Consider the following 20,045-nt stretch of genomic DNA (forward strand, 5'->3'; position numbering starts at 1 on the left):
GGTGATCACACGACGAACAAAAAAAGGCATATATATATATTGCTCTCCCCGGCGGTGCGCTTTGCCTGTACACTGTAATGTTGCCCAGCGGGGCACGCACCTGACGGTGCCGAAGCGGTTTCTTATCGTGCTCCGCAATCTAGTCGTTGAGAAAGTTCCACCGTGAGTGCACTACCCGAGATTCCGTCGAAAAAGCCGAAGAGCAGCCCGCCCACATCCCGGCGACTGGTCATTTCGGCACCCCGAGTGTTCTTCCCAGCGCTTGGCATCATCCTGGCCGTCGTCATCATTGCCATCGCTTTCCCGGTACGCACCGGCAGCGTTCTGGCCCTCCTGCAGGGCTGGGTGGTAGCCGGCCTCGGCCCGTACTACATGGTCATCGTGGCGGCGTTCGTGGTGTTCGCGATCTGGATGGGCGCGAGCCGCTTCGGAGACATCAAGCTCGGCCAGGACGACGACAAGCCCGAATTCGGCATCATGAGTTGGTTCGCCATGCTGTTCGCCGCGGGCATGGGCATCGGACTCGTCTTCTGGGGAGCGGCCGAGCCGCTTACCTTCTTCACAAACCCGAAACCCGGTGTGACCGGTGACGCGCAGGAACTCGCCGCTGCCGCCATGTCGCAAACCTTCCTGCACTGGGGCTTCCACGCCTGGGCCATCTATGCCGTGGTCGGGCTCGCGGTGTCCTATTCCATTCACCGCAAGGGCCGCCCGGTATCCATTCGCTGGGCGCTCGAGCCGCTGCTCGGTGACCGGGTCAAAGGTCGTCTCGGTGACGCCATCGACGTCATCGCCATCGTCGGAACGCTGTTCGGCGTGGCGACCTCACTCGGCCTCGGCGTCAAGCAAATTGCCGCTGGGCTGAGCTACCTCGGTGTTGTCGGAGAGGTCAACAACACCCTCCTTGTCGTGCTCATCATCGCGATCACAGCCGTCGCCACCGCCTCTGTGGTCAGCGGTGTCGGCAAGGGCATTAAATGGCTCTCCAACATCAACCTCGGCATGGCTGGCCTGCTGCTGATTGCGGTGCTGGCGCTCGGCCCCACCCTGTACCTGTTGCGCGTGCTCGTCGAGTCCATCGGTGCCTATTTTCAGAACGTCGTCGGACTCACCTTCGATGCCGGTTCCTTCACCGGCCAGGCCGGTATCGACTGGCAGGGCGCCTGGACCGTCTTCTACTGGGGCTGGTGGATCTCGTGGGCGCCGTTCGTCGGTGTTTTCATCGCCCGTATCTCGCGCGGCCGCACCGTACGCGAATTCATCGCCGGCGTGCTGCTCGTTCCCACCCTGGTCACCTTCGTCTGGTTCGCCGTCATGGGTGGCAGCGCCATCCGTCTCGCCTGGGAGGGCGACGGCGGCGGGCTCTTCGACCCTGCGGTCGGGATCATTTCCGAGAACGTGCTGTTCAACTTTCTCGGCCAATTGCCGCTCGGCGGCATCCTCTCGGTGCTAGCGGTTATTGTCGTGGCGATTTTCTTCATAACCTCGGCCGACTCCGGTTCGCTCGTGATCGACATGCTCGCTTCCGGCGGCGACACCAACCCGCCCAAGTGGAGCCGCATCATGTGGGCCAGCCTCGGCGGAATCGTGGCTATCGCCCTGTTGTTGGCTGGTGGACTCGCCGCTCTGCAGACCGGCGCGATTCTGACCGCGATTCCGGTGAGCATCGTCATGATTGGCATGTGTATCGCCACCTACAAGGCGTTCCGCATCGAACACGAGGTTCTGGTCACCGCCGAACGCCGCCAGCGTCGCGAGGAGATGGCCCGCCGCATCGGCAAGACCGTCACCGCGCACCTCGAGGAGAATTTCGACGACCACTTCGGTGACCAGGTCGACGGACACATCGAGGCGGCACTGACCGACGATCCGGCTCGCCGACCACGCTGGGGCCGTCGACCGAAGGTCTAGCACCGCCTGAGACCGCGGTCGAGGCTGCTACATGCCGTTGGCGGCCCTGACCCGGTTGACCAGATCGCGCCACGGACCGTTCACCTCGGGTTCGGCGAGCACCACCTCGTGCGGAGCGCACCGAATGCGATAGGCGAAACGGTCCGGGGTGGCCTCGCTGTCGGTGACGTCGTCCCACGGCAACGAGTTCAAGAACTCGGCCCAGGTATTCGGGTCGGGCTGTTCTTCGACTCGAACTTCCCAGGTGAGGCGGATTCCCGCCATCCCGCCGCTGCGCGAGACGATGACTTTCATACCGTGATATTACTCCGGTGGCAGCGGTGCGGCCGGAAGCGGGGTGGGGCTGCCCGCCATCACCCCCACCGTCGCCCAGGCGCGCATAACCGCGTCGTGGGCGCCCCCGCCGCTGCCGTACAGCCTGGCCGCGGTGTCGGCCGTGGCCGCGGCGAATGCAGCGAAATCGCTCTGGCGGCTGAGCCCGGTGCCGGTCAGCGTGTCAAACCAAATCCGGCCCGGCGTCTCCCAGGCATTGCCGCCGAGGGCGTCGGCGACCAAGTAGAACGCCCGGTTGGGAATGCCCGAATTGAGGTGCACTCCGCCGTTGTCGTCGTCGGTTTCGACGTAGCCGGCCATGCTGTCGGGCTGGGGATCCTTTCCGAGCACGTCGTCGTTATACGCGGTCCCGGGCGCTTTCATCGAGCGCAGTGCTTCGCCCTCGACCTGGTCGGTGAACAGGCCCTCGCCGATCAGCCAACTGGCCTGCGCCGTCGACTGCCCCGTGGCGTACTGCTCGACCAGGGCTCCGAACACGTCGGAGATGGATTCGTTGAGCGCCCCGGACTGGCCCCGATATTCCAGATTGGCCGTGAACTGTGTCACGCCGTGCGTGAGCTCATGCCCGATCACACTGGGCGAGATCGTGAATCGGTTGAAGACCTGCCCATCACCGTCGCCGAACACCATGCGTTCGCCATCCCAAAAGGCGTTGTCGTACTGCCTGCCGTAGTGCACGGTCGCGTCCAGTGGAAGTCCGAAGCCATCGATGCTGTCCCGGCCGAACTGCGTCCAAAACAGGTTCTGTGTGGTGCCCAGACTGTCGTACGCCTCGTTCACGGCCGGATCGCTGCCGGCCGGCTGGCCCTCGGCACGCACCCGGCGACCGGGCAGGCGTTCCTGGCCGCCGGCATCCGAAATGGTGCGATCAGACTCGCCCGGGGTGCGCGCCGGCAGGGTGCGTGCTCCGGAACGGGGAACCGGATGCGCCCCGCCCCGCAGTTGTCGAATTTGCGAGTCCCGCAGCAGCGACGCTCGTGCGGCCGCTGCCGTCTGCGCAAATCGGGGATCGTCGAGTTTCGCCAGTCGCACCAGCAGATACGGCGGAACGATCGTGCAACGGGCGTGGAGCGCCGGGTGCATCTGCGGAGTGTGCATCTGCGGAGTGTGCATCTGCGGAGTGTCTATGTGCGGAGTGTCCATGTGCCGAGTGTCCATGTGCAGAGTCTGGCACTGGCCGGCGACATTGCAACCGCGGGTTTTTATCCCACTGAATAGACTCGACTCATGCGCTTTGGAATCGTCATCCTTCCACAGGACCCCTGGCCGATTGCTCGCAGAAAGTGGCTTGGCGCCGAGCAATACGGCTTCGACCACGCCTTCACCTACGACCACCTGTCCTGGCGTTCACTCGCCGACGAGCCGTGGAACGCGACCATCCCCACCCTCACCGCGGCGGCGGTCGTGACCGAGCGCATCACGCTCGGCACCTTTGTCTCGTCACCGAACTTTCGGCATCCGGTGCCCTTTGCCAAGGATGTCGCAACGGCCGACGATGTGTCGGGTGGGCGGTTTCTGCTCGGCATCGGGTCGGGCGGCACCGGTTTTGACGCGAGCGTTCTCGGCCAGGCACAGTTCACGCCTCGACTGCGACACGAACGGTTTGTTGAATTCGTCACCGACCTCGACCTGTTGCTGCGCGGCGAAGAACAGGGCGCCACCGACGGTATCAGTTTCGCCGGCGAGTGGTACACCGCCGATCACGCGCGCATGGTGCAACCAGATATCGGTGACGGAGACCGCCAGCGGGTACCGTTCCTGATCGCCGCCAACGGGCCGAAAGGTCTCGGACTGGCCAGCCGTTTCGGGCAGGGCTGGGTGACGACCGGGCAGGACGGCGCGGAGGGGGAGGACTGGTGGACCAGCGTGCGCGCTCTCACCCTCCGGCTCGACGACGTCGTCAGCGGCGCGGGCCGGGACCCCGCCGCGATCGACCGCTACCTCTCGCTCGACAGTGGCGGAACATATTCCCTGCAGAGCATGAACGCCTTTGAGGATGCCGTCGGCCGGGCCGCTGAGCTCGGCTTCACCGATGTGATCAGCCACTGGCCGCGCGAGCACGGCCTCTACGCGGGCGACGAGGGCATCCTCGACACGGTCGCGGGTGCCCTGCACTGAATCAGTCAAAGAGGCCGGTCGATCGGTGTTTCTGCCCAGCGGATGTCTAGGCTGGGTGCATGCGCGCACAAGACGACCCCACGCCATTGGTACCTCGCACCCCACGGAACGATCGGCTCGGCTGGCTCGGATTGCGCAGCGGCCAGATTCTGCTCGTCATCATTCTCGCTTCCGCGGTCATCTTCGGCCTGGTTCAGCTCAAGCTCGTCGTCATCCCGGTACTGATCGCGATCATCCTCGCCTCGGCGCTGAGCCCGGTCATTAACGGACTGCGCAAGCGCGGCGTCGCCGCCATCCTGGCCACCTGGATCACCCTGCTCGGCGGCATCACCGTCTTCGGCGGCATCATCACCCTCATCGTCTTCGCGGTGCGCGACCAGTGGAACGAACTGTTCTTCTCGGCCTCCACCGGCATCGACCGTCTCCAGCAGTTTCTGATCGACGGGCCGATTCAGGTCGACGCGAAGCAGATCAACGGCGCGCGCACCGCGATCGTGGACTTTCTCACCAGTAGCCAGTTCGGCACCGGGGCGCTCGCCGGAGCATCCGCTGTCTTCGAACTGATAACCGGCACCGTGCTGCTCGTGGTCATTCTGTTCTTCTTTCTCAAAGACGGTGGCCAAATCTGGAACTTCTTCCTGACGCCGTTCACGGGCGAGCGCCTCGCCCGCGGACGCCGAATCGGCCACACCTCGCTGCGGGTGCTCGGCGGCTACGTGCGCGGCACGGCGATCGTTGCTGCCGTCGATGCCACCGCGATCGGCATCGGACTGGCCGTCTTGCAGGTGCCGCTCGCCTTGCCGCTGGCGGTCATCGTGTTCCTCGGTGCGTTCATTCCGCTGATTGGCGCGACCGCAGCCGGTGTGCTCGCGGCGCTGGTCGCCCTCGTCGCGAGTGGGCCGGGCGTCGCGCTCATCGTCATCATCATCGTGATTGCCGTCAACCAGCTCGAGGGCAATTTTCTGCAGCCGGTCGTCATGGCGCAATCGCTCAAGCTGCACCCGCTCGTCATTCTGGTCGGGTTGACCGCCGGAACCATCCTCGGCGGCATCGTCGGCGCCGTGCTCTCGGTGCCGATCGCGGCCGTCGCGTGGGCAATCGCCAAGGCGTGGAACACACCGGAAACCCCGCGCCCCCGTGCCATCCCGCCCAAGCGTCGCATGCGCAAGCGCTGAACCGGCGCATCCGCTTTCCCCTGCCCGTGCCACCGCTGCCACCCGCGTGACTGGAGAACAACTTGACGCAGAGCCTTTTTCACCTGCCCCGCCCGCGCCTGACTCTCGAGCAGGCGACCCAGCTCGCCCGGGACCGGTTCGGCGTCACGGGCACCGTCACCGAGCTCGGCAGCCACCAGGACCGCAATTTTCGCATCGAAACGGATGCCGCCACCGTCGTTCTCAAGGTCTCCAACCCGGCCATCACCACCGTCGAGCTCGAGGCTCAAAACGCCGCCCTGGCGCACCTCGGCGGCCTGGGCCTCGACCTGCCCTCGGCCGTTGCCGGGACCGACGCAGACGAGATTCAGCGCGTCAGCATCGACGGGCAAAACCTTGACCTGCGTTTGCTGACCTACGTCGACGGGCATCCGCTGACCGACTCGCGGCGCCTGTCGACCGGGCAGATGCGTGCGCTCGGTGACGTGGCCGGTCGCATCGTTCGGGGACTCGCCGACTTCGAGCACCCGGGAACCGACCGGTTTCTGCAGTGGGATCTGCGGCGCGGCGGTGAGGTCGTCGACGCGCTCCTGCGGTTTGTCGACGACGGCGACCATCGCGAGCGGCTGCGCACCGTCACTGACCGGGCCCGGCAGCAGCTCGCCCGGGTCGCGGTCGACCTGCGCGTGCAGACCATTCACGGTGACCTGACCGACGACAACGTTGTGAGCCGCGATGACGCTGCCGTCACGATCAGCGGCGACACGATCACCGGCGTAATCGACTTCGGTGATCTGGCGCAGGGCTGGCTCGTCGCCGAACTCGCCGCGACGTGCGCCTGCGTGCTGTACCGGAGCCCCAAGCATCCGCTCGCCATCCTCGACCCGATCGTCGCCTTCACCGGGCTGGTGCCGCTCTCCGACGCCGAACTTGAGGCGCTCTGGCCCCTTATCGTGCTTCGTACGGCGGTGCTCGTTGTGAGCGGTGAACATCAGGTGCACCTCGACGGTGACAACGACTACGCCGACGCGAACCGCGCCCGCGAGTGGCTCGCCTTCGACACGGCGGCCGGCCAGGACGGCGCCGAGCTTGAAGCCCTCATCCGCTTCGCCGTGACCGGCGCGGATGCGCCGATCGGGGCAACCGAACACCCCCTGGCCGGTCCACTGGACCGCGCAGCCATCATCGACCTGTCGGTCACGAGCGCCGTGTTCGACGCCGGCAGCTGGCTCGAACCGGGCATAGACCAGCGGGTGGCAGCGGATGCCGCAGCCCGCCTCGGCCACGCCGTCACCCGCTACGGCGAGTACCGGCTATCGCAGACCCGCCGTGACACAGCCAAGGAGTCGGTCACCCTGGCCCTCGGCGTCGAGGTGTACCTGCCCGCCGAAAGCCCGGTCATGGCGCCGATCGACGGGACCGTCGTTGTGGTTGATGCCGACGCGGTGCGACTTGAAGGTGCCGACCATGACCTGTGGCTGACCGGCGTCGACGCGAGGGCCCTGGACGGTCAGGCGATTGGGGCGGGAACCGTTTTTGGCGCCGTTGTTGGCACGGTCGACGCCGGCTCCGGCGGCGCACGGCACAGCAGCGTCATCGCTCGCGTGACCGTGCAGGCCAGCCGGCTCCGCGGCATCCGTCCCCCGTTTTTCGTCGCACCGTCGAACGCTGCACTGTGGCAGCGGGTGTGCCCCGACCCCTCCGCGCTGCTCGGGCTGGAAACCTTCCGGTCGCTCGACGACCCGGCGGCCCTGTTGCAGCGCCGCGATGCGTCGTTCGCGCGCGTTCAGGAACACTATTATGCGGACCCGCCGCAGATCGAGCGCGGCTGGAAACAGCACCTCATCGACACCCACGGGCAAAGCTACGTCGACATGGTCAACAATGTCACGACCGTTGGACACGGACACCCGCGCATTGCCGAGGCCGCACGCAGCCAGTGGTCGCTGCTCAACACCAACTCCCGTTTTCATTACGAAGAGCTCGTGCGGTTCACCGAACGCCTCGCCGAGCTCGCGCCCGACCCGCTGGACACCGTCTTCCTCGTCAACAGCGGTACCGAAGCCGTCGACTTGGCCCTGCGCCTGGCCCTCACCTACACCGGCCATGACACCGTCTTGTCGGTGCGGGAGGCCTACCACGGCTGGTCGATGGCAGCCGAGGCCGTCTCCTCCTCGGTTGCCGACAACCCCCGGGCGCTCGATACGAGGCCGGACTGGGTGCACCTGGTCGAGGCGCCCAACGCCGTGCGCGGCAAGTATCGGGGCATGCACTCGGCGCCGCACTACCTCGACGATCTCGACGGTGACCTGCAGGCCGTGGCTGACGACGGGCGCACGGTCGCCGCATTCATCGCTGAGCCGGTGTTCGGCAATGCCGGCGGCGTGCTGCTGCCCGATGGCTACCTGACCGGCGTGTACGACAGGGTGCGCGCCCGCGGTGGACTCTGCATCGCCGACGAGGTCCAGGTGAGCTACGCGCGCCTCGGCGAATACTTCTGGGGTGCCGAGCAGCAAAACGTGGTCCCCGACATAATCACCATCGCCAAGGCGATGGGCAACGGTCATCCGCTTGGAGCGGTCATCACTCGCCGCGACATCGCCGAACGATTCGCCGACGACGGACCGTTCTTCTCCTCCGCCGGCGGCAGCCCGCTCAGCTGCCGTATCGGCCTCACCGTGCTCGACATCATGCGTGACGAAGGCCTGCAACAGAACGCGGAGGTCGTCGGTCGTCACCTGAAGCACGGACTCGAACAGCTCGGCGAACGATTCGACCTGATCGGTGCGGTCTACGGCCTGGGTCTCTATCTCGGCGTTGAACTGGTCAGCGATCGGGCCGATTTCACGCCGGCCACCGCCGCCGCCGCCCTGATCTGCACCGAGCTGCTGCTGCGCGGCTGCATCGCACAGCCCACCGGCGATTTCAAAAACGTGCTCAAGATCAAGCCGCCGCTCTGCCTCACCATCGCCAGCGCCGACCATTTTCTACACGCTCTCGAGGACGTGCTCAGCGAAATTTCGGCATGAGGAGTCTCCAACGGTTTCATCTTCATTACCATCGCGTTCGATCTGACGCAGCTGGAGGCCACTGCGCCATCACACCGGGATGCTGCGCGGAGCACCTGAGTGCTCGGCCCAGCGGCGAGGTTTCGACGGCTCTGGTGCGGCGATGAAGACCAGGCCGCCGGCGCTATTGGCCGAGGGCATGAGCGCGTCGATCGTCGAAGATGATCACGGTGCCCGGATTGCCGGAGAGCAACGTACCCATGAGTGCACCTCCTCGATTATTTCCCACGCTGTAGCGGCACACAGGTAGGGGACGGACCGGAAGGGATGCCGCCAAATATGCACCGTGGGACCGCGCCGGTCGCCCGTTCTGCTAAAGTGTTTAGGTTGCCGTTCAACGGCCGCGGATAAAGAGAGCTCAGGCATTCAGCCAGGGGCACCGCGCAGTGAGAGAAAGGGGATCTACTTTATGGCACTCGAACCAGATGCTAAGAAGGCGATCATCGAAAAGTACGCTACCCACCCAGGCGACACCGGGTCCCCGGAAGTTCAGATTGCAATGCTCACGCAGCGCATTCTCGACCTCACCGAGCACCTGAAAGAGCACAAGCACGACCACCACTCACGTCGTGGCCTGCTTCTTATGGTTGGTCAGCGTCGCCGTCTGCTCGGTTACCTGTCGGACATCGACATTACTCGGTACCGCACACTGATCGGCAGCCTCGGCCTGCGTCGCTAATTTTTCGTAGCGAATGCAGCGTTGATACCGCGAACTTCTTCAGAACGGGCCGTCACCTCGGGGTGGCGGCCCGTTCTGCGTTCCCCAACGTAGACCGAAACGGTGCTCATTCGGGTCTGTCGGCGCTCTGCCCACGCCCGGCCCTTTCTCTCGAATCAGCCCCGCACGGGCCGGCTACAACTGAACGGGGGGAGAACGGGGTTGCTAGCATGGGGAGTTGGCAAAAACGAACGGATACCACTACGCATGAGTCTCTGGCGCACCAAGAGTATTGAAGATTCGATAGCAGACTCGCTGGAGAAGGGCCACAGCCTCAAACGCACCCTCGGCACCTGGGACCTCATGATCATGGGCGTCGCCGTTGCCGTGGGCGCGGGAATCTTCTCGGTCGGTGCCAAGGCCGCCGGCAGCTACGCCGGACCGTCGGTCACCCTCGCCTTTCTCCTGGCCGCGTTTACCTGTGCGCTCGCGATCATGTGTTACGCCGAGTTCGCCTCGGCCGTTCCCGTCGCGGGTTCCGCCTACACCTTCACCTACGCCACCCTCGGCGAACTGCTCGCCTGGATCATCGGCTGGGACCTCATTCTCGAGATGCTCACCGCGGCCGCCGTGATCGCCAAGTACTGGGGCATCTACCTCAGCACCGTGTTCGACCTGGCCGGCTGGAACGTTCCGTCCACGATCAATGTGCTCGGCCTGGACGTGAGCTGGGGTGCCTTCGTCATCGTCGCGATCTTCACCGCGCTGCTCGTGCTCGGCACCCAGCTCTCCGCCCGGGTCGCGAGCGTCTTCACGATCATCAAGGTCGCCATCGTCGTCTTCGTCATCATCGTCGGCGCGTTCTTCATCAACCCGAAGAACTACACCCCGTTCATCCCGGAGTCCGTGCCGTCCAAGCCGGGCGAGGGCGACGTGTGGATGCAGTCACTGTTCTCGTTCATGACCGGCGCGGCGCCCGCCCAGTACGGCCTGTTCGGACTGCTCGCCGGCGCCTCGCTCGTGTTTTTCGCGTTCATCGGGTTCGACGTCGTGGCCACGAGCGCTGAAGAGGTCAAGAACCCGCAGAAGACCCTGCCGCGCGGTATCTTCGCGGGGCTCGCCATCGTCACCGTGCTCTACCTCGGCGTGAGCCTGGTGCTCACCGGCATGGTCCCGTACACGGTGCTCGCCGACGATCCCAATGCCTCGCTCGCGACGGCTTTCGTGGCCGTCGGTGCGGGCTGGGCGGCCCAGATCATTTCCGTGGGTATCCTCGTCGGTCTCACGACCGTCATTATGGTGCTGCTGCTCGGGCTCTCGCGGGTGCTGTTCGCCATGAGCCGTGATGGTCTGCTCCCACGCTGGCTGAGCGTGACGAGTGAGAAGCGCCGCACGCCGGCCCGCATCCAGATCATCGCGGGCACCGCCGTCGCCCTCATCGCCGGATTGACCGACGTCGGCGTACTCGAAGAGATGATCAACATCGGAACCCTCTCGGCCTTTGTGCTCGTGAGCATCGCCGTTGTCGTGCTGCGCAAGAATCGCCCCGACCTGCCGCGCGCGTTCAAGGTGCCGTTCTCTCCCGTGTTGCCGATTCTCTCGGCGGTGCTCTGCACGTGGCTCATGCTCAACCTGACCACGTTGACCTGGGTACGGTTCCTGGTCTGGCTCGCGATCGGGTTCGTCGTGTACTTTTCCTACGGTCGACGCCACTCGGTGCTCGGCATCAAGCAGCGCGCTGCCACAGCGGCGGCTGCGGAGGCAGCCTTCGACCCCAGGTCCGTTGAATCCAGGCCCATCGACTAGCTCTTGCTGTCGGTGAACTCATCGCTTGCCCAACGGCGACCCAATGGGAAACCCCGGATAGAGCCGAATCTACCGCGGACCTACAACACAGCGCCTGCCGCGAAATCGATCGTCCACATGGGTATCGCCTACGACAATCGCTCCGAGCTGGAGCCAGGCATCCGTCCCGCGCCGGCTGCACCACGGACTCACACGCGCACAGCGGCTCAGGACCGGCAAAAACCGGCTGTCTGATAAGCTGACACCGGCCCTTCTTCGGAAGTGGCCGAGCAACCGGAGCAGGCTGGCAGGAAGCTGGTCCTCGGTGGTGGTTTCCCAGACGCGTAGCTCCTGGTGAATTTCTACTGGTGGCCAGCAAAGCGTAAGCGTTGACATGCGGCTTAGTCCTGCCTGTTCGGGCTCCTCGTCCCACTCGTGCGCCACATGGGCACGCGAGCCTTCGTCGCCAGAATGGCGAGAAGCATACTTAAAGGAGAAAACCCCCACATGGAGGGTCCAGAGATCACGTTCGCCGAAACCGTTATCGATAACGGCAAGTACGGCACGCGCACCATCCGTTTTGAAACCGGGCGTCTCGCCCAGCAGGCGCAGGGTTCAGCTGCCGCGTACATTGACGAAGAGACGATGCTGCTCTCCGCCACGAGCGTCAGCAAGCAGCCGAAGGACAACTTCGACTTCTTCCCGCTCACCATCGATGTCGAAGAGCGTATGTACGCTGCCGGACGCATCCCGGGCAGCTTCTTTCGTCGCGAAGGTCGTCCCTCGACCGACGCAATCCTCACCTGCCGTCTGATCGACCGGCCGCTGCGCCCGTCGTTCGTTGACGGTCTCCGCAACGAGATCCAGGTTGTCATCACCGTTCTGGCCATCGAGCCCGACGAACTCTACGACGTGCTCGCGATCAACGCGGCCTCCATGTCGACCCAGCTCGCCGGACTGCCGTTCTCCGGACCGATCGGTGGCGTTCGCGTCGCCCTCATTCCCAACGAGAACGGTGGCGGGCAGTGGGTTGCCTTCCCGAAGCACTCGCAGATCGTTGACGCCGTGTTCAGCATGGTCGTCGCCGGCCGCGTCGTCACGGATGCTGCCGGGGCACAGGACGTCGCGATCATGATGATCGAGGCCGAAGCGACCGACGCCGCCTGGAACCTGATCAAGGGTGGCGCCATCGCGCCAAACGAAGAGGTCGTTGCCCAGGGCATCGAGGCCTCCAAGCCGTTCATCAAGCAGCTCGTGTTCGCGCAGCAGCAGGTAGCCGACGCGGCCGCGAAGCCGACCGCCGACTTCGCCCTGTTCCCGCCGTACCAGAGCGCCACCTACGACGCCGTCGCGGCGCTGTCCTACGACCAGCTGAAGGCGGTCTACATGATCGCCGATAAGGTCGAACGTCAGAACGCTGACGACGCTCTCAAGGCATCCGTGAAGACCGCCGTCGCGGCCAAGGTCGACGCCGGCGAGCTCGACTCGAGCGCCAATAACCAGGTCAACGCGGCCTACAAGTCGGTCACTAAGCTCGTCGTGCGTTCACGCGTGCTCGACGAGGGTATCCGTATTGACGGTCGCGGGCTGGCAGACATCCGTCCGCTCGACGCCGAGGTTGCGGTCATCCCGCGCGTGCACGGCTCAGCCATCTTCCAGCGCGGCGAAACCCAGATCCTGGGCGTCACCACCCTGAACATGCTCAAGCTTGAGCAGTCAATCGACTCCCTGAGCCCGGTCACCAAGAAGCGCTACATGCACAACTACAACTTCCCGCCCTACTCGACCGGTGAAACCGGACGCGTCGGTACCCCGAAGCGCCGTGAGATCGGGCACGGAGCCCTCGCTGAGCGTGCCCTGGTTCCCGTGCTGCCCTCGCGAGAGGAATTTCCGTACGCCATCCGTCAGGTCTCCGAAGCGCTCAGCTCCAACGGATCCACCTCGATGGGTTCCGTCTGCGCCTCGACCCTGTCGCTGCTGAACGCCGGAGTGCCGCTGCGCGCCCCGGTGGCGGGTATCGCCATGGGCCTCATCAGCGACACCGTTGACGGCCGGACTCGTTACGCGGCCCTGACCGACATCCTTGGCGCCGAAGATGCCCTCGGCGACATGGACTTCAAGGTTGCCGGTACGAGCGAATTCATCACAGCGATCCAGCTCGACACCAAGCTCGACGGCATCCCCGCCTCGGTCCTGGCCGGCGCGCTGACACAGGCCAAGGATGCCCGCACCACGATCCTGTCCGTGCTGAACGCCGCGATCGACGCCCCCGACGAAATGGCGCCCACCGCGCCCCGCGTCATCAGCGTGCAGATTCCGGTCGACAAGATTGGCGAGCTGATCGGCCCGAAGGGCAAGACGATCAACTCGATCCAGGACACCACCGGTGCCGACATCTCGATCGAGGAAGACGGCACCGTGTACATCGGCGCCGTCGATGGACCGTCGGCCGAGGCCGCTCGCGCCCAGGTCAACGCCATCGCCAACCCCACCAACCCTGAGGTCGGCGAGCAGTTCCTCGGAACCGTCGTGAAGATCGCCGCGTTCGGCGCCTTCGTCTCCCTGCTCCCGGGCAAGGATGGTCTGCTGCACATCTCCGAGGTGCGTAAACTTGCTGGTGGCAAGCGGGTCGAGAACGTCGAAGACGTGCTCGGCGTCGGCCAGAAGGTGCTCGTGGAAATCACGAAGATCGACGACCGTGGCAAGCTGTCGCTCGCCCCGGTTCTCGACGAGGCCGCTGACACCGAAGGTCGCGCTGCGGCCTCCGACAGTGCAGACGCTTCGACCGAGGTTTAATACAGGGGGCCAACCAGCCCCGAAGATCTCCCGATCACCTCTCGCCAGGTCGGTCGGGTAGACGGAAGGCCCGGGCCGCTTCGGCGGTTCGGGCCTTTTCGCTGTGTTGGGCCAACAACTGGTCATGCGGCCCTATTGCTCGGCCGTAGTGTGGCGCGGTACGGTGCCCACATGATGAATCCTCAGAACAAAGCGCGGTTGCTCACGCGCACAGCTGCACTGTCCGTGCTCGTTCTCGGCCTCGTCGCGGGCGTGTCTGCCATGCCCGCCGCGGCAACGCCAGCGATGGCCAACGCCACCATCGCACAATCAGGCCTGGCCGCAGCATCCTCTGTGCGGTCCGGTGCTTCGCCAGCCCTCGACTACGTGGCTATCGGAGACTCGTTCACGGCCGGGCAGGGTGCCCCCCCGTATGATCTCAGTTCGGGGGTATGCCTGCGCAGCAGGTCCTCGAGCTACCCGACCATTGTTTCTGTGCTCAGTCCGTTCCGACTCCCCACCAACCGGGCGTGCTCGGGCGCGACCGTGGAGAGCGTATATCAACAACTGGATGCCATCACGAGTTCCCCCGGGTTGGTGACACTGACCGTCGGCGGCATCGATGCCGGTTCCAATCAGGTCCTGGCCGCCTGCGCGGACTATCCAGTGAATCCGAATAGTACGTGCCTGGCCACCATCGCTCTCAGTCAACAGAAGACCCTCGCGCTGGCGACCACGCTGCCCACGCTCTATGTCGCCATCGCCGCGAAGTTTCCCCGGGCCAGGATCGCCGTTCTGGGCTATCCACTGCTGTTCGAACCGGCGGTTCCGCCGGTCGGAGACCTCGTAAACGCTGGCACGGTTGGTCTCAATAGCGTCATTGCGGCGTCGGAGGATCTGGTTCCTGCAGCCCTGGGCGGGAACCGAATCCGCTATGTCGACCCGACCCAGGAGTTCGCCGGCCACGGCATCGGCTCCAGGATTCCGTTCATCAGTTTCGACCCGAGCAACCCGGCAGCACCGGCCAACTTTCACCCGAACGCCCTGGGTAATGCACTCGGCTACTATCGCGCCCTACTCCACGACGGGTTGCTTCGCCGCTAGTTGACCGCGGCCAGATAACCACCGACAGATGCTGCGTCCGCGACGTGCCGCGCAGCATCTGCCCGGTCGACCCCGCTGATCCACGCAGCGGCTAACTAATTGAAAGAATTAGAAACTAGCTATATAATAAAGCTGTGCTAAGTTCTGGTCTGCCCGCCGCCCAACTCAAGTCTGACTTGTTCAAGTCGCTCGGGCATCCATTGCGCGTGCAGGTATTGGAACAGCTCGTAGCCGGTGAACGATCGGTGGGTAGCCTGGCCGAGGCCATCGGTTGCGAACTGTCGAATCTGTCCCAACAGCTCGGCGTGCTTCGCCGGGCCGGCGTCGTCACCACCCGGCGCGACGGCAACACGATCTTCTACGCGGTGCGGGGCACCGATGCGGCCGAGCTGCTCGTCGCCGCCAAACGCATGGTCATGGCCAACCTCACCGACTCACACGCCCTGCTCCGCCACCTCGAGCAGGAGTAGTTCCGCCCGGGCGCAACCCGGTCTACAGGTCGTTTCCCGCGTAGGACAGGTTGAAGCTCTTGTTGGCGAGCGGAAAGTCCGGAACGATCGTCTCCGACAGGGCGTCCGGCACGGCGGGCCAGTTCAGGAAGGACGGGTCGACGACCTTCACCCGTGCGAGCGTGCCGTCCGCGGCGAGCTCGACCCGGTGGGTCGCCGTTCCGCGCCACGCTTCGACCAGGGCGAGCCCGGTGCCGGCTGTGGTCGGGTTCACGCTGAACGCGGTTCCGGTGTGGCCCTGCAGCCGACGCAGCAGGTCGAGGGCGACCGCCGTCGACACCTCGACCTCGCGGGCGCGCACGGTGTACCGAGCGAGCACATCGCCACCGTCCTCGATCACGACGTGGAAGGCTTCGCCGAGGTTGACGAACGGATGCTCGTTGCGGGCATCCGTATCGATGCCGGACGCCCGGGCGACGTACCCGAGCGTTCCGATCGTGGTCGCGCGCGCGGTGGAGAGCCGGGCCGTGCCGCTGAAACGACCGCGCACGATGGCGTGGCCGAGAGTGATACCAGCCAGTTCGGCCATGGCCGCGGCGATGCGGGACAGGTCGGCCGCATCGGGGAGCGCGTTCACCCGGGTGCCGCCGACGCTGAGGGCGCCGCGGAGCAGGCGGTGTCCGGTGACCGTTTTGTTGATGCGCAGAAGCTGTTCGCGCAACCCTTGGGCGTGGGCGTCGATGATGCCGAAGCCCACGTCGTTGGCGAGGGAGCCGAGGTCGGTCACGTGGTTGTAGAGGCGTTCCAGTTCCAGCAGCAGGGCACGCAGCAGCCGGTCGGGCTCGGAGACCTCGATACCGGCGGCCTGCTCGACGGCCATGACGAAGGCGAGGGAGTGGCCCACGGCGGTGTCGCCGCTGATCTGCTCGGCCAGGAACACCCCTTCGGCCGCGGACTTGCCCTCGAACACCTTCTCGACACCGCGATGCAGGTACCACTGACGGGCTTCCATGCGCACGATGGTTTCACCGACGACCGAGAATCGAAAGTGTCCGGGTTCGATGATGCCGGCGTGGATGGGACCGACGGCGATCTCGTAGACGCCGGGGCCCTCCACCGGCACGAACGGGAATGACTCGACGTCGGGCTCGAACTCGGGCACGACGGTGTTGGCGCGCAGCATCGGGTACCAGCCGCGCGGCCAGTGGCCATGCCGCACCAGGCGGTGCGGCTGCGGGTGGTTGAGAGGAACAACGCCATACAGGTCGCGTATTCCGCGCTCGAAGTTTCCGGCCGATAGGGAGATCTCGGCGAGGCTGGGTATCCACGCGTCGTCCCGCGGAACGCTGACCGACAGCTCGGCGCGTAGCGACGGGGTCGCGCCGACAAAGGAGTACACGATGCGAAAATCATCGTCGTCTTCGTGACAGGCGACCAGGGCCAGGCGACTGCCGGAGTCGAGCAACGCGCCAGCGGCGGCCGGTAGCTGTGCCCGGTCGAGGTGGCGCAGTTCGGCTCCGCCAGCCGCCCGGCCGCCAGGGATGGGATGACTGGCGGCCGGGTTGGCGGCGGTCAGGTCTTCTGGTGTTCGCTCGTCACGCATTAGTTGGAACCTCCGAGAACGGCTGTGGCCTGCAGGAGAAGGGCGCCGACCGGTTCGGCGACGAAGGCCACCGCGGCCGTCGTTGCCAGGGCCAGGATGATCGGCAGGCGCGGGCCGTGGGCCGAATAGTCGGGCGTGAACGCAACGTCGTGCGGGGGAGCGCCGATGGTCATCTGCACGGTCAGACGGGTGAACGCGGCGAAGATCACGAGCAGCAGCACGAGAGCTGCTCCGACGACGACGCCGAGGCCCACCGACCAGCCGGCCATGATGATGCCGACCTCGGAAAAGAAGATGCTGAACGGGGGAAAGCCGACGATGGCGGCCATGGCGATGAGCCAGGGCACGGCGAGGCCAGGTCGCCGGACCAGCAGGGCGCGCACATCGGAGATCACCGGGGTGCCCTCGACCTTGAGGATTCGCCCGGAGATCACGAACAGGGTCGCCTTGATCAGGCCGTGGCCGAGAATGTACAGCAGCACCGACGGGAGGGCGGCCGGGCCGATGGCCACACCGATCGCCATGAGGCCCATGTGTTCGATGCTGGAGTAAGCGAGCATCCGCTTGTAGTCGCGTTGCCGAATGAGCAGGGAGGCTGCCACGAGCAGCGACAGCAGGCCGCCGATGCTGAGCATGGTGCGCAGAAACTCCGGGCCGATCACGAGGTTGGTGATCGACTGGATGCGCAGGATGGCGTAGAGCGCGACCGACAGCAACACGCCGGACATCAGGCCGGAGACCGGGGCCGGGGCCTGGCTGTGGGCATCCGGTAGCCAGCTGTGCATCGGGGCGAGGCCCGATTTGGTGGCGAAACCGAGCACGGCGAGGGCGCCGCCGGCCGTAATGAGCGCCGGGTCGAGGCCGAGGTCGGACTGGCTCAGCAGCAACCAGGACAGGGTTGGGGTGTCGGTACCGACCGAGGCGGCGTAGATCAGCACGATGCCGAGCAGTGCGATAGCCACACCGACCGAGCCGAGGATGACGTATTTCCAGGCAGCTTCGAGGGACCGGCGGGTGCGGTGGTGGCCGACCAGGAACGCGGTGGCGATGGTTGTGGCTTCGACGGCGGCCCACATCAGGCCGATGCTGTCAGCGAGTACGGCGAGCGACATCGCGGCGAGGAACAGGGCGATGAGCGCCTCGTAGCCGGCTGCGTCCTTGGTGCGGCTCGATGCGGCGCTGCTGAGGCCGCCCCAGGTCGAGATGAGCCCGACCGCTCCGACGACGCTGAGCATGTAGGCCGAGAGGGCGTCGGCGCGCAGCATGCCGCCGCCACTGGCGGGCACGGTGCCGTTCAGTACCGCGCTGACCAGGAACAGTCCCGAGACGAGCACCGCGCTCGAGGCGGCAACACCGACGAAACGGCGAAGCTCCGAGGTACGCAGCAGCAGGCTGAGACCGGCGAAGAAGAGGGGGCCGACCAAGGGAATCCACAGAACAACAGACATTAATCGTGCAACTCTCTGAGCTGATCGACGGCGGTGCCGCCGAACTTGGTGCGCATGCGGCCGGCGAACACGTGCAGGATGAGAACGACCAGCAGCACGTCGAGGGAGACCGCGAACTCGAGCAGAATCGGCACGCCGCCGCTGGTCAAAAACGCGATCGTGGCAATGCCGTTATCGAGCAGCAGAAAGCCGATGAGCTGCGAGCGGGCGCGGCGTCGGCTGATCAGCAGCAGAAAGCCGATGAGCACCATGGCGAGGCCGATCGGTGCGGCGTGGCCGGTCGTGGTGTCGCCGAGGCCGAAGACTCGGCTGACCACGACGTAGCTGAGGATGGTCAGCAGGGTGACGGCGAGTAGCGCGGCGGTCGGGTTGAGCCTGGGGGACTCCTGAATCTGCTTGATCGACGCTTTGGACTGGTGTGCGAGTACCCAGGGAAGGCCGATGCCCTTGACCGAGAGAATCAGCAGCGACACGAGCACGAGTTCGGATTCGCCCTCGGCGATGCCGATCACCGCGACGAGCGCGGCGAGGGCGACGCCCTGCAGGGCGAGCAACCGGATCGAGGCGAGCAGGGAGTGACGCCAGACCATGAGTGCGCTCGTAAGGAGCAGGGCGCCGGTGCAGAGGCCGATCAGTTGCGGATAGAACGTTTCGAACACGACGGATGCTCCTCAGGCGACCAGATAGGAGGCGGTGACGGCCAGGAAGGCGAGGGCAAAGGAGCCCGCGAGTAGCTCGGGCACCTGGAACAGGCGCACCTTGGCCAGAAAGATCTCGCCGACGCTGAGCAGCACGCCGAGTACGAGCACCTTCACGGCGATGCTGACGACGCCGATCAGCAGGCCGAGGGCGCTGAAATCGGTGACGACGCCCCACGGCGCGATCAGGTTGCTGACCAGTCCGAGCAGGGCGGCGAGCTTCAGCCAGGAGCCGACTTCGAGCCAGACCAGGTCGCGTCCGCTCGCTTCGAGGGTCATTGCCTCGTGCAACATGGTCAGTTCAAGATGGGTGCCCGGATTGTCCACCGGCAGGCGGCCGGTTTCGGCCATGATCGCGATCGACAGTGCCACGAGGGCGAGGACGCTGACCGGCGAGATGATGACCTCGGGGGAGAACAGCCGGGTTTCGACGATGGCAGAGATGGTGCTGGTTCCAGCCGGGATCGACAGGGCGTAGACCGAGAGCAGCAGTGTCGGTTCGACGAGCGCGGCGACGGTCATGTGCCGGCTCGAGCCCATGCCGCCGAATGCCGTTCCGCCGTCGAGCCCGACCAGGGCGAGCGCGACCACGCCGATGAGCATGACCGAGACGATGACAAACAGATCGCTTGGAATGGATGGAAACGGGATGGTGCCCACGAGCGGCAGCAGCACGCAGAGCAGGAGGCTCGAGACCATCAGGGCTACCGGGCCGACCCGCAGCATCCAGCTGCTGTCGGCGGCGCGCACCGGGTTCTTCACGAGCAGCTTGCGCACGTCACGCCAGGGCTGCCAGATTCCGGCGCCGGCGCGTCCTTCGATCGTGGCCCGCACCTGGCGGATCACACCGATGAGCAGCGGGGCGAGGAAGACGAACAGCACAACCTGAACGAGAGCGATGATGATCGCGCTGACGGCGGCCATCACAGGGACACCGCGCT

General features: G+C 65.5%; 15 protein-coding genes. 9 read left to right on the forward strand and 6 right to left on the reverse strand.

What is annotated here, in order from left to right:
• Positions 1-162: 162 nt before the first annotated feature.
• On the forward strand, positions 163-1,911 hold the full coding sequence (locus tag LH475_RS14005) for a BCCT family transporter (protein WP_297414654.1): 1,749 nt from the start codon (positions 163-165) through the stop codon (positions 1,909-1,911).
• A 27-nt stretch (positions 1,912-1,938) separates the two neighbouring features.
• Here LH475_RS14005 and LH475_RS14010 read toward each other — a convergent pair whose 3' ends face one another.
• Positions 1,939-2,205 carry a protealysin inhibitor emfourin gene (locus tag LH475_RS14010; protein ID WP_196844895.1) on the reverse strand — a complete coding sequence of 89 codons (267 nt, stop codon included), beginning with the start codon at positions 2,203-2,205 and terminating at the stop codon, positions 1,939-1,941.
• A gap of 9 nt (positions 2,206-2,214) precedes the next feature.
• Complete coding sequence (locus LH475_RS14015; protein WP_196844937.1) at positions 2,215-3,327, reverse strand: M4 family metallopeptidase; 1,113 nt, start codon at positions 3,325-3,327, stop codon at positions 2,215-2,217.
• 144 nt (positions 3,328-3,471) lie between these two features.
• On the opposite strand from LH475_RS14015, the gene LH475_RS14020 reads away from it, so the two are divergent.
• The 8 genes from LH475_RS14020 to LH475_RS14055 all read left to right on the forward strand — a co-directional run bounded on the left by LH475_RS14020 (position 3,472) and on the right by LH475_RS14055 (position 15,376).
• Complete coding sequence (locus LH475_RS14020) at positions 3,472-4,362, forward strand: LLM class flavin-dependent oxidoreductase (RefSeq protein ID WP_196844896.1); 891 nt, start codon at positions 3,472-3,474, stop codon at positions 4,360-4,362.
• 59 nt (positions 4,363-4,421) lie between these two features.
• Positions 4,422-5,537: an AI-2E family transporter gene (locus LH475_RS14025; RefSeq protein ID WP_196844897.1), complete on the forward strand. Its 1,116-nt coding sequence runs from the start codon at positions 4,422-4,424 to the stop codon at positions 5,535-5,537.
• 62 nt (positions 5,538-5,599) lie between these two features.
• Complete coding sequence (locus LH475_RS14030) at positions 5,600-8,545, forward strand: aminotransferase (RefSeq protein WP_297414658.1); 2,946 nt, start codon at positions 5,600-5,602, stop codon at positions 8,543-8,545.
• A gap of 448 nt (positions 8,546-8,993) precedes the next feature.
• The gene (gene rpsO, locus LH475_RS14035) at positions 8,994-9,263 is read left to right on the forward strand and encodes a 30S ribosomal protein S15 (protein ID WP_092112143.1); all 270 of its coding nucleotides are present in this window, start codon (positions 8,994-8,996) and stop codon (positions 9,261-9,263) included.
• 246 nt (positions 9,264-9,509) lie between these two features.
• Positions 9,510-11,048: an amino acid permease gene (locus LH475_RS14040; protein WP_196844898.1), complete on the forward strand. Its 1,539-nt coding sequence runs from the start codon at positions 9,510-9,512 to the stop codon at positions 11,046-11,048.
• A 486-nt stretch (positions 11,049-11,534) separates the two neighbouring features.
• Positions 11,535-13,823, forward strand: coding sequence for a polyribonucleotide nucleotidyltransferase (locus tag LH475_RS14045; protein ID WP_297414664.1), 2,289 nt, complete (start codon positions 11,535-11,537; stop codon positions 13,821-13,823).
• 171 nt (positions 13,824-13,994) lie between these two features.
• Entirely contained in the window at positions 13,995-14,906 is a 912-nt protein-coding gene (locus LH475_RS14050) for an SGNH/GDSL hydrolase family protein (protein WP_297414666.1), read from the forward strand.
• A gap of 134 nt (positions 14,907-15,040) precedes the next feature.
• Entirely contained in the window at positions 15,041-15,376 is a 336-nt protein-coding gene (locus LH475_RS14055) for a metalloregulator ArsR/SmtB family transcription factor (RefSeq protein WP_196844901.1), read from the forward strand.
• A 22-nt stretch (positions 15,377-15,398) separates the two neighbouring features.
• On the opposite strand, the gene LH475_RS14060 is transcribed toward LH475_RS14055, so the two are convergent.
• From LH475_RS14060 to LH475_RS14075, 4 genes are read right to left on the reverse strand one after another with little or no spacing between them, the layout of a single operon-like run.
• Positions 15,399-16,958 carry an NADH-quinone oxidoreductase subunit C gene (locus LH475_RS14060; protein WP_196844902.1) on the reverse strand — a complete coding sequence of 520 codons (1,560 nt, stop codon included), beginning with the start codon at positions 16,956-16,958 and terminating at the stop codon, positions 15,399-15,401.
• On the reverse strand, positions 16,958-18,406 hold the full coding sequence (locus LH475_RS14065; RefSeq protein WP_297414669.1) for a proton-conducting transporter membrane subunit: 1,449 nt from the start codon (positions 18,404-18,406) through the stop codon (positions 16,958-16,960). The genes LH475_RS14060 and LH475_RS14065 overlap by 1 nt, the downstream gene beginning before the upstream one ends.
• Entirely contained in the window at positions 18,406-19,065 is a 660-nt protein-coding gene (locus LH475_RS14070; protein WP_196844904.1) for a hypothetical protein, read from the reverse strand. Before LH475_RS14070 ends, LH475_RS14065 begins: the two co-directional genes overlap by 1 nt.
• A gap of 12 nt (positions 19,066-19,077) precedes the next feature.
• On the reverse strand, positions 19,078-20,028 hold the full coding sequence (locus LH475_RS14075) for an NADH-quinone oxidoreductase subunit H (RefSeq protein ID WP_297414699.1): 951 nt from the start codon (positions 20,026-20,028) through the stop codon (positions 19,078-19,080).
• Positions 20,029-20,045: the final 17 nt, after the last annotated feature.

The organism is Cryobacterium sp. (assembly GCF_026786305.1).
Classification (GTDB): domain Bacteria; phylum Actinomycetota; class Actinomycetes; order Actinomycetales; family Microbacteriaceae; genus Cryobacterium.

Coding starts and splice junctions, on each gene's coding strand:
- LH475_RS14075 (WP_297414699.1), bottom strand. CDS start 20,028: ATGGCCGCCGTCAGCGCGATCATCATCGCTCTCGTTCAGGTTGTGCTG.
- LH475_RS14040 (WP_196844898.1), top strand. CDS start 9,510: ATGAGTCTCTGGCGCACCAAGAGTATTGAAGATTCGATAGCAGACTCG.
- LH475_RS14065 (WP_297414669.1), bottom strand. CDS start 18,406: ATGTCTGTTGTTCTGTGGATTCCCTTGGTCGGCCCCCTCTTCTTCGCC.
- LH475_RS14010 (WP_196844895.1), bottom strand. CDS start 2,205: ATGAAAGTCATCGTCTCGCGCAGCGGCGGGATGGCGGGAATCCGCCTC.
- LH475_RS14050 (WP_297414666.1), top strand. CDS start 13,995: ATGATGAATCCTCAGAACAAAGCGCGGTTGCTCACGCGCACAGCTGCA.
- LH475_RS14020 (WP_196844896.1), top strand. CDS start 3,472: ATGCGCTTTGGAATCGTCATCCTTCCACAGGACCCCTGGCCGATTGCT.
- rpsO (WP_092112143.1), top strand. CDS start 8,994: ATGGCACTCGAACCAGATGCTAAGAAGGCGATCATCGAAAAGTACGCT.
- LH475_RS14060 (WP_196844902.1), bottom strand. CDS start 16,958: ATGCGTGACGAGCGAACACCAGAAGACCTGACCGCCGCCAACCCGGCC.
- LH475_RS14045 (WP_297414664.1), top strand. CDS start 11,535: ATGGAGGGTCCAGAGATCACGTTCGCCGAAACCGTTATCGATAACGGC.
- LH475_RS14025 (WP_196844897.1), top strand. CDS start 4,422: ATGCGCGCACAAGACGACCCCACGCCATTGGTACCTCGCACCCCACGG.
- LH475_RS14015 (WP_196844937.1), bottom strand. CDS start 3,327: ATGCACCCGGCGCTCCACGCCCGTTGCACGATCGTTCCGCCGTATCTG.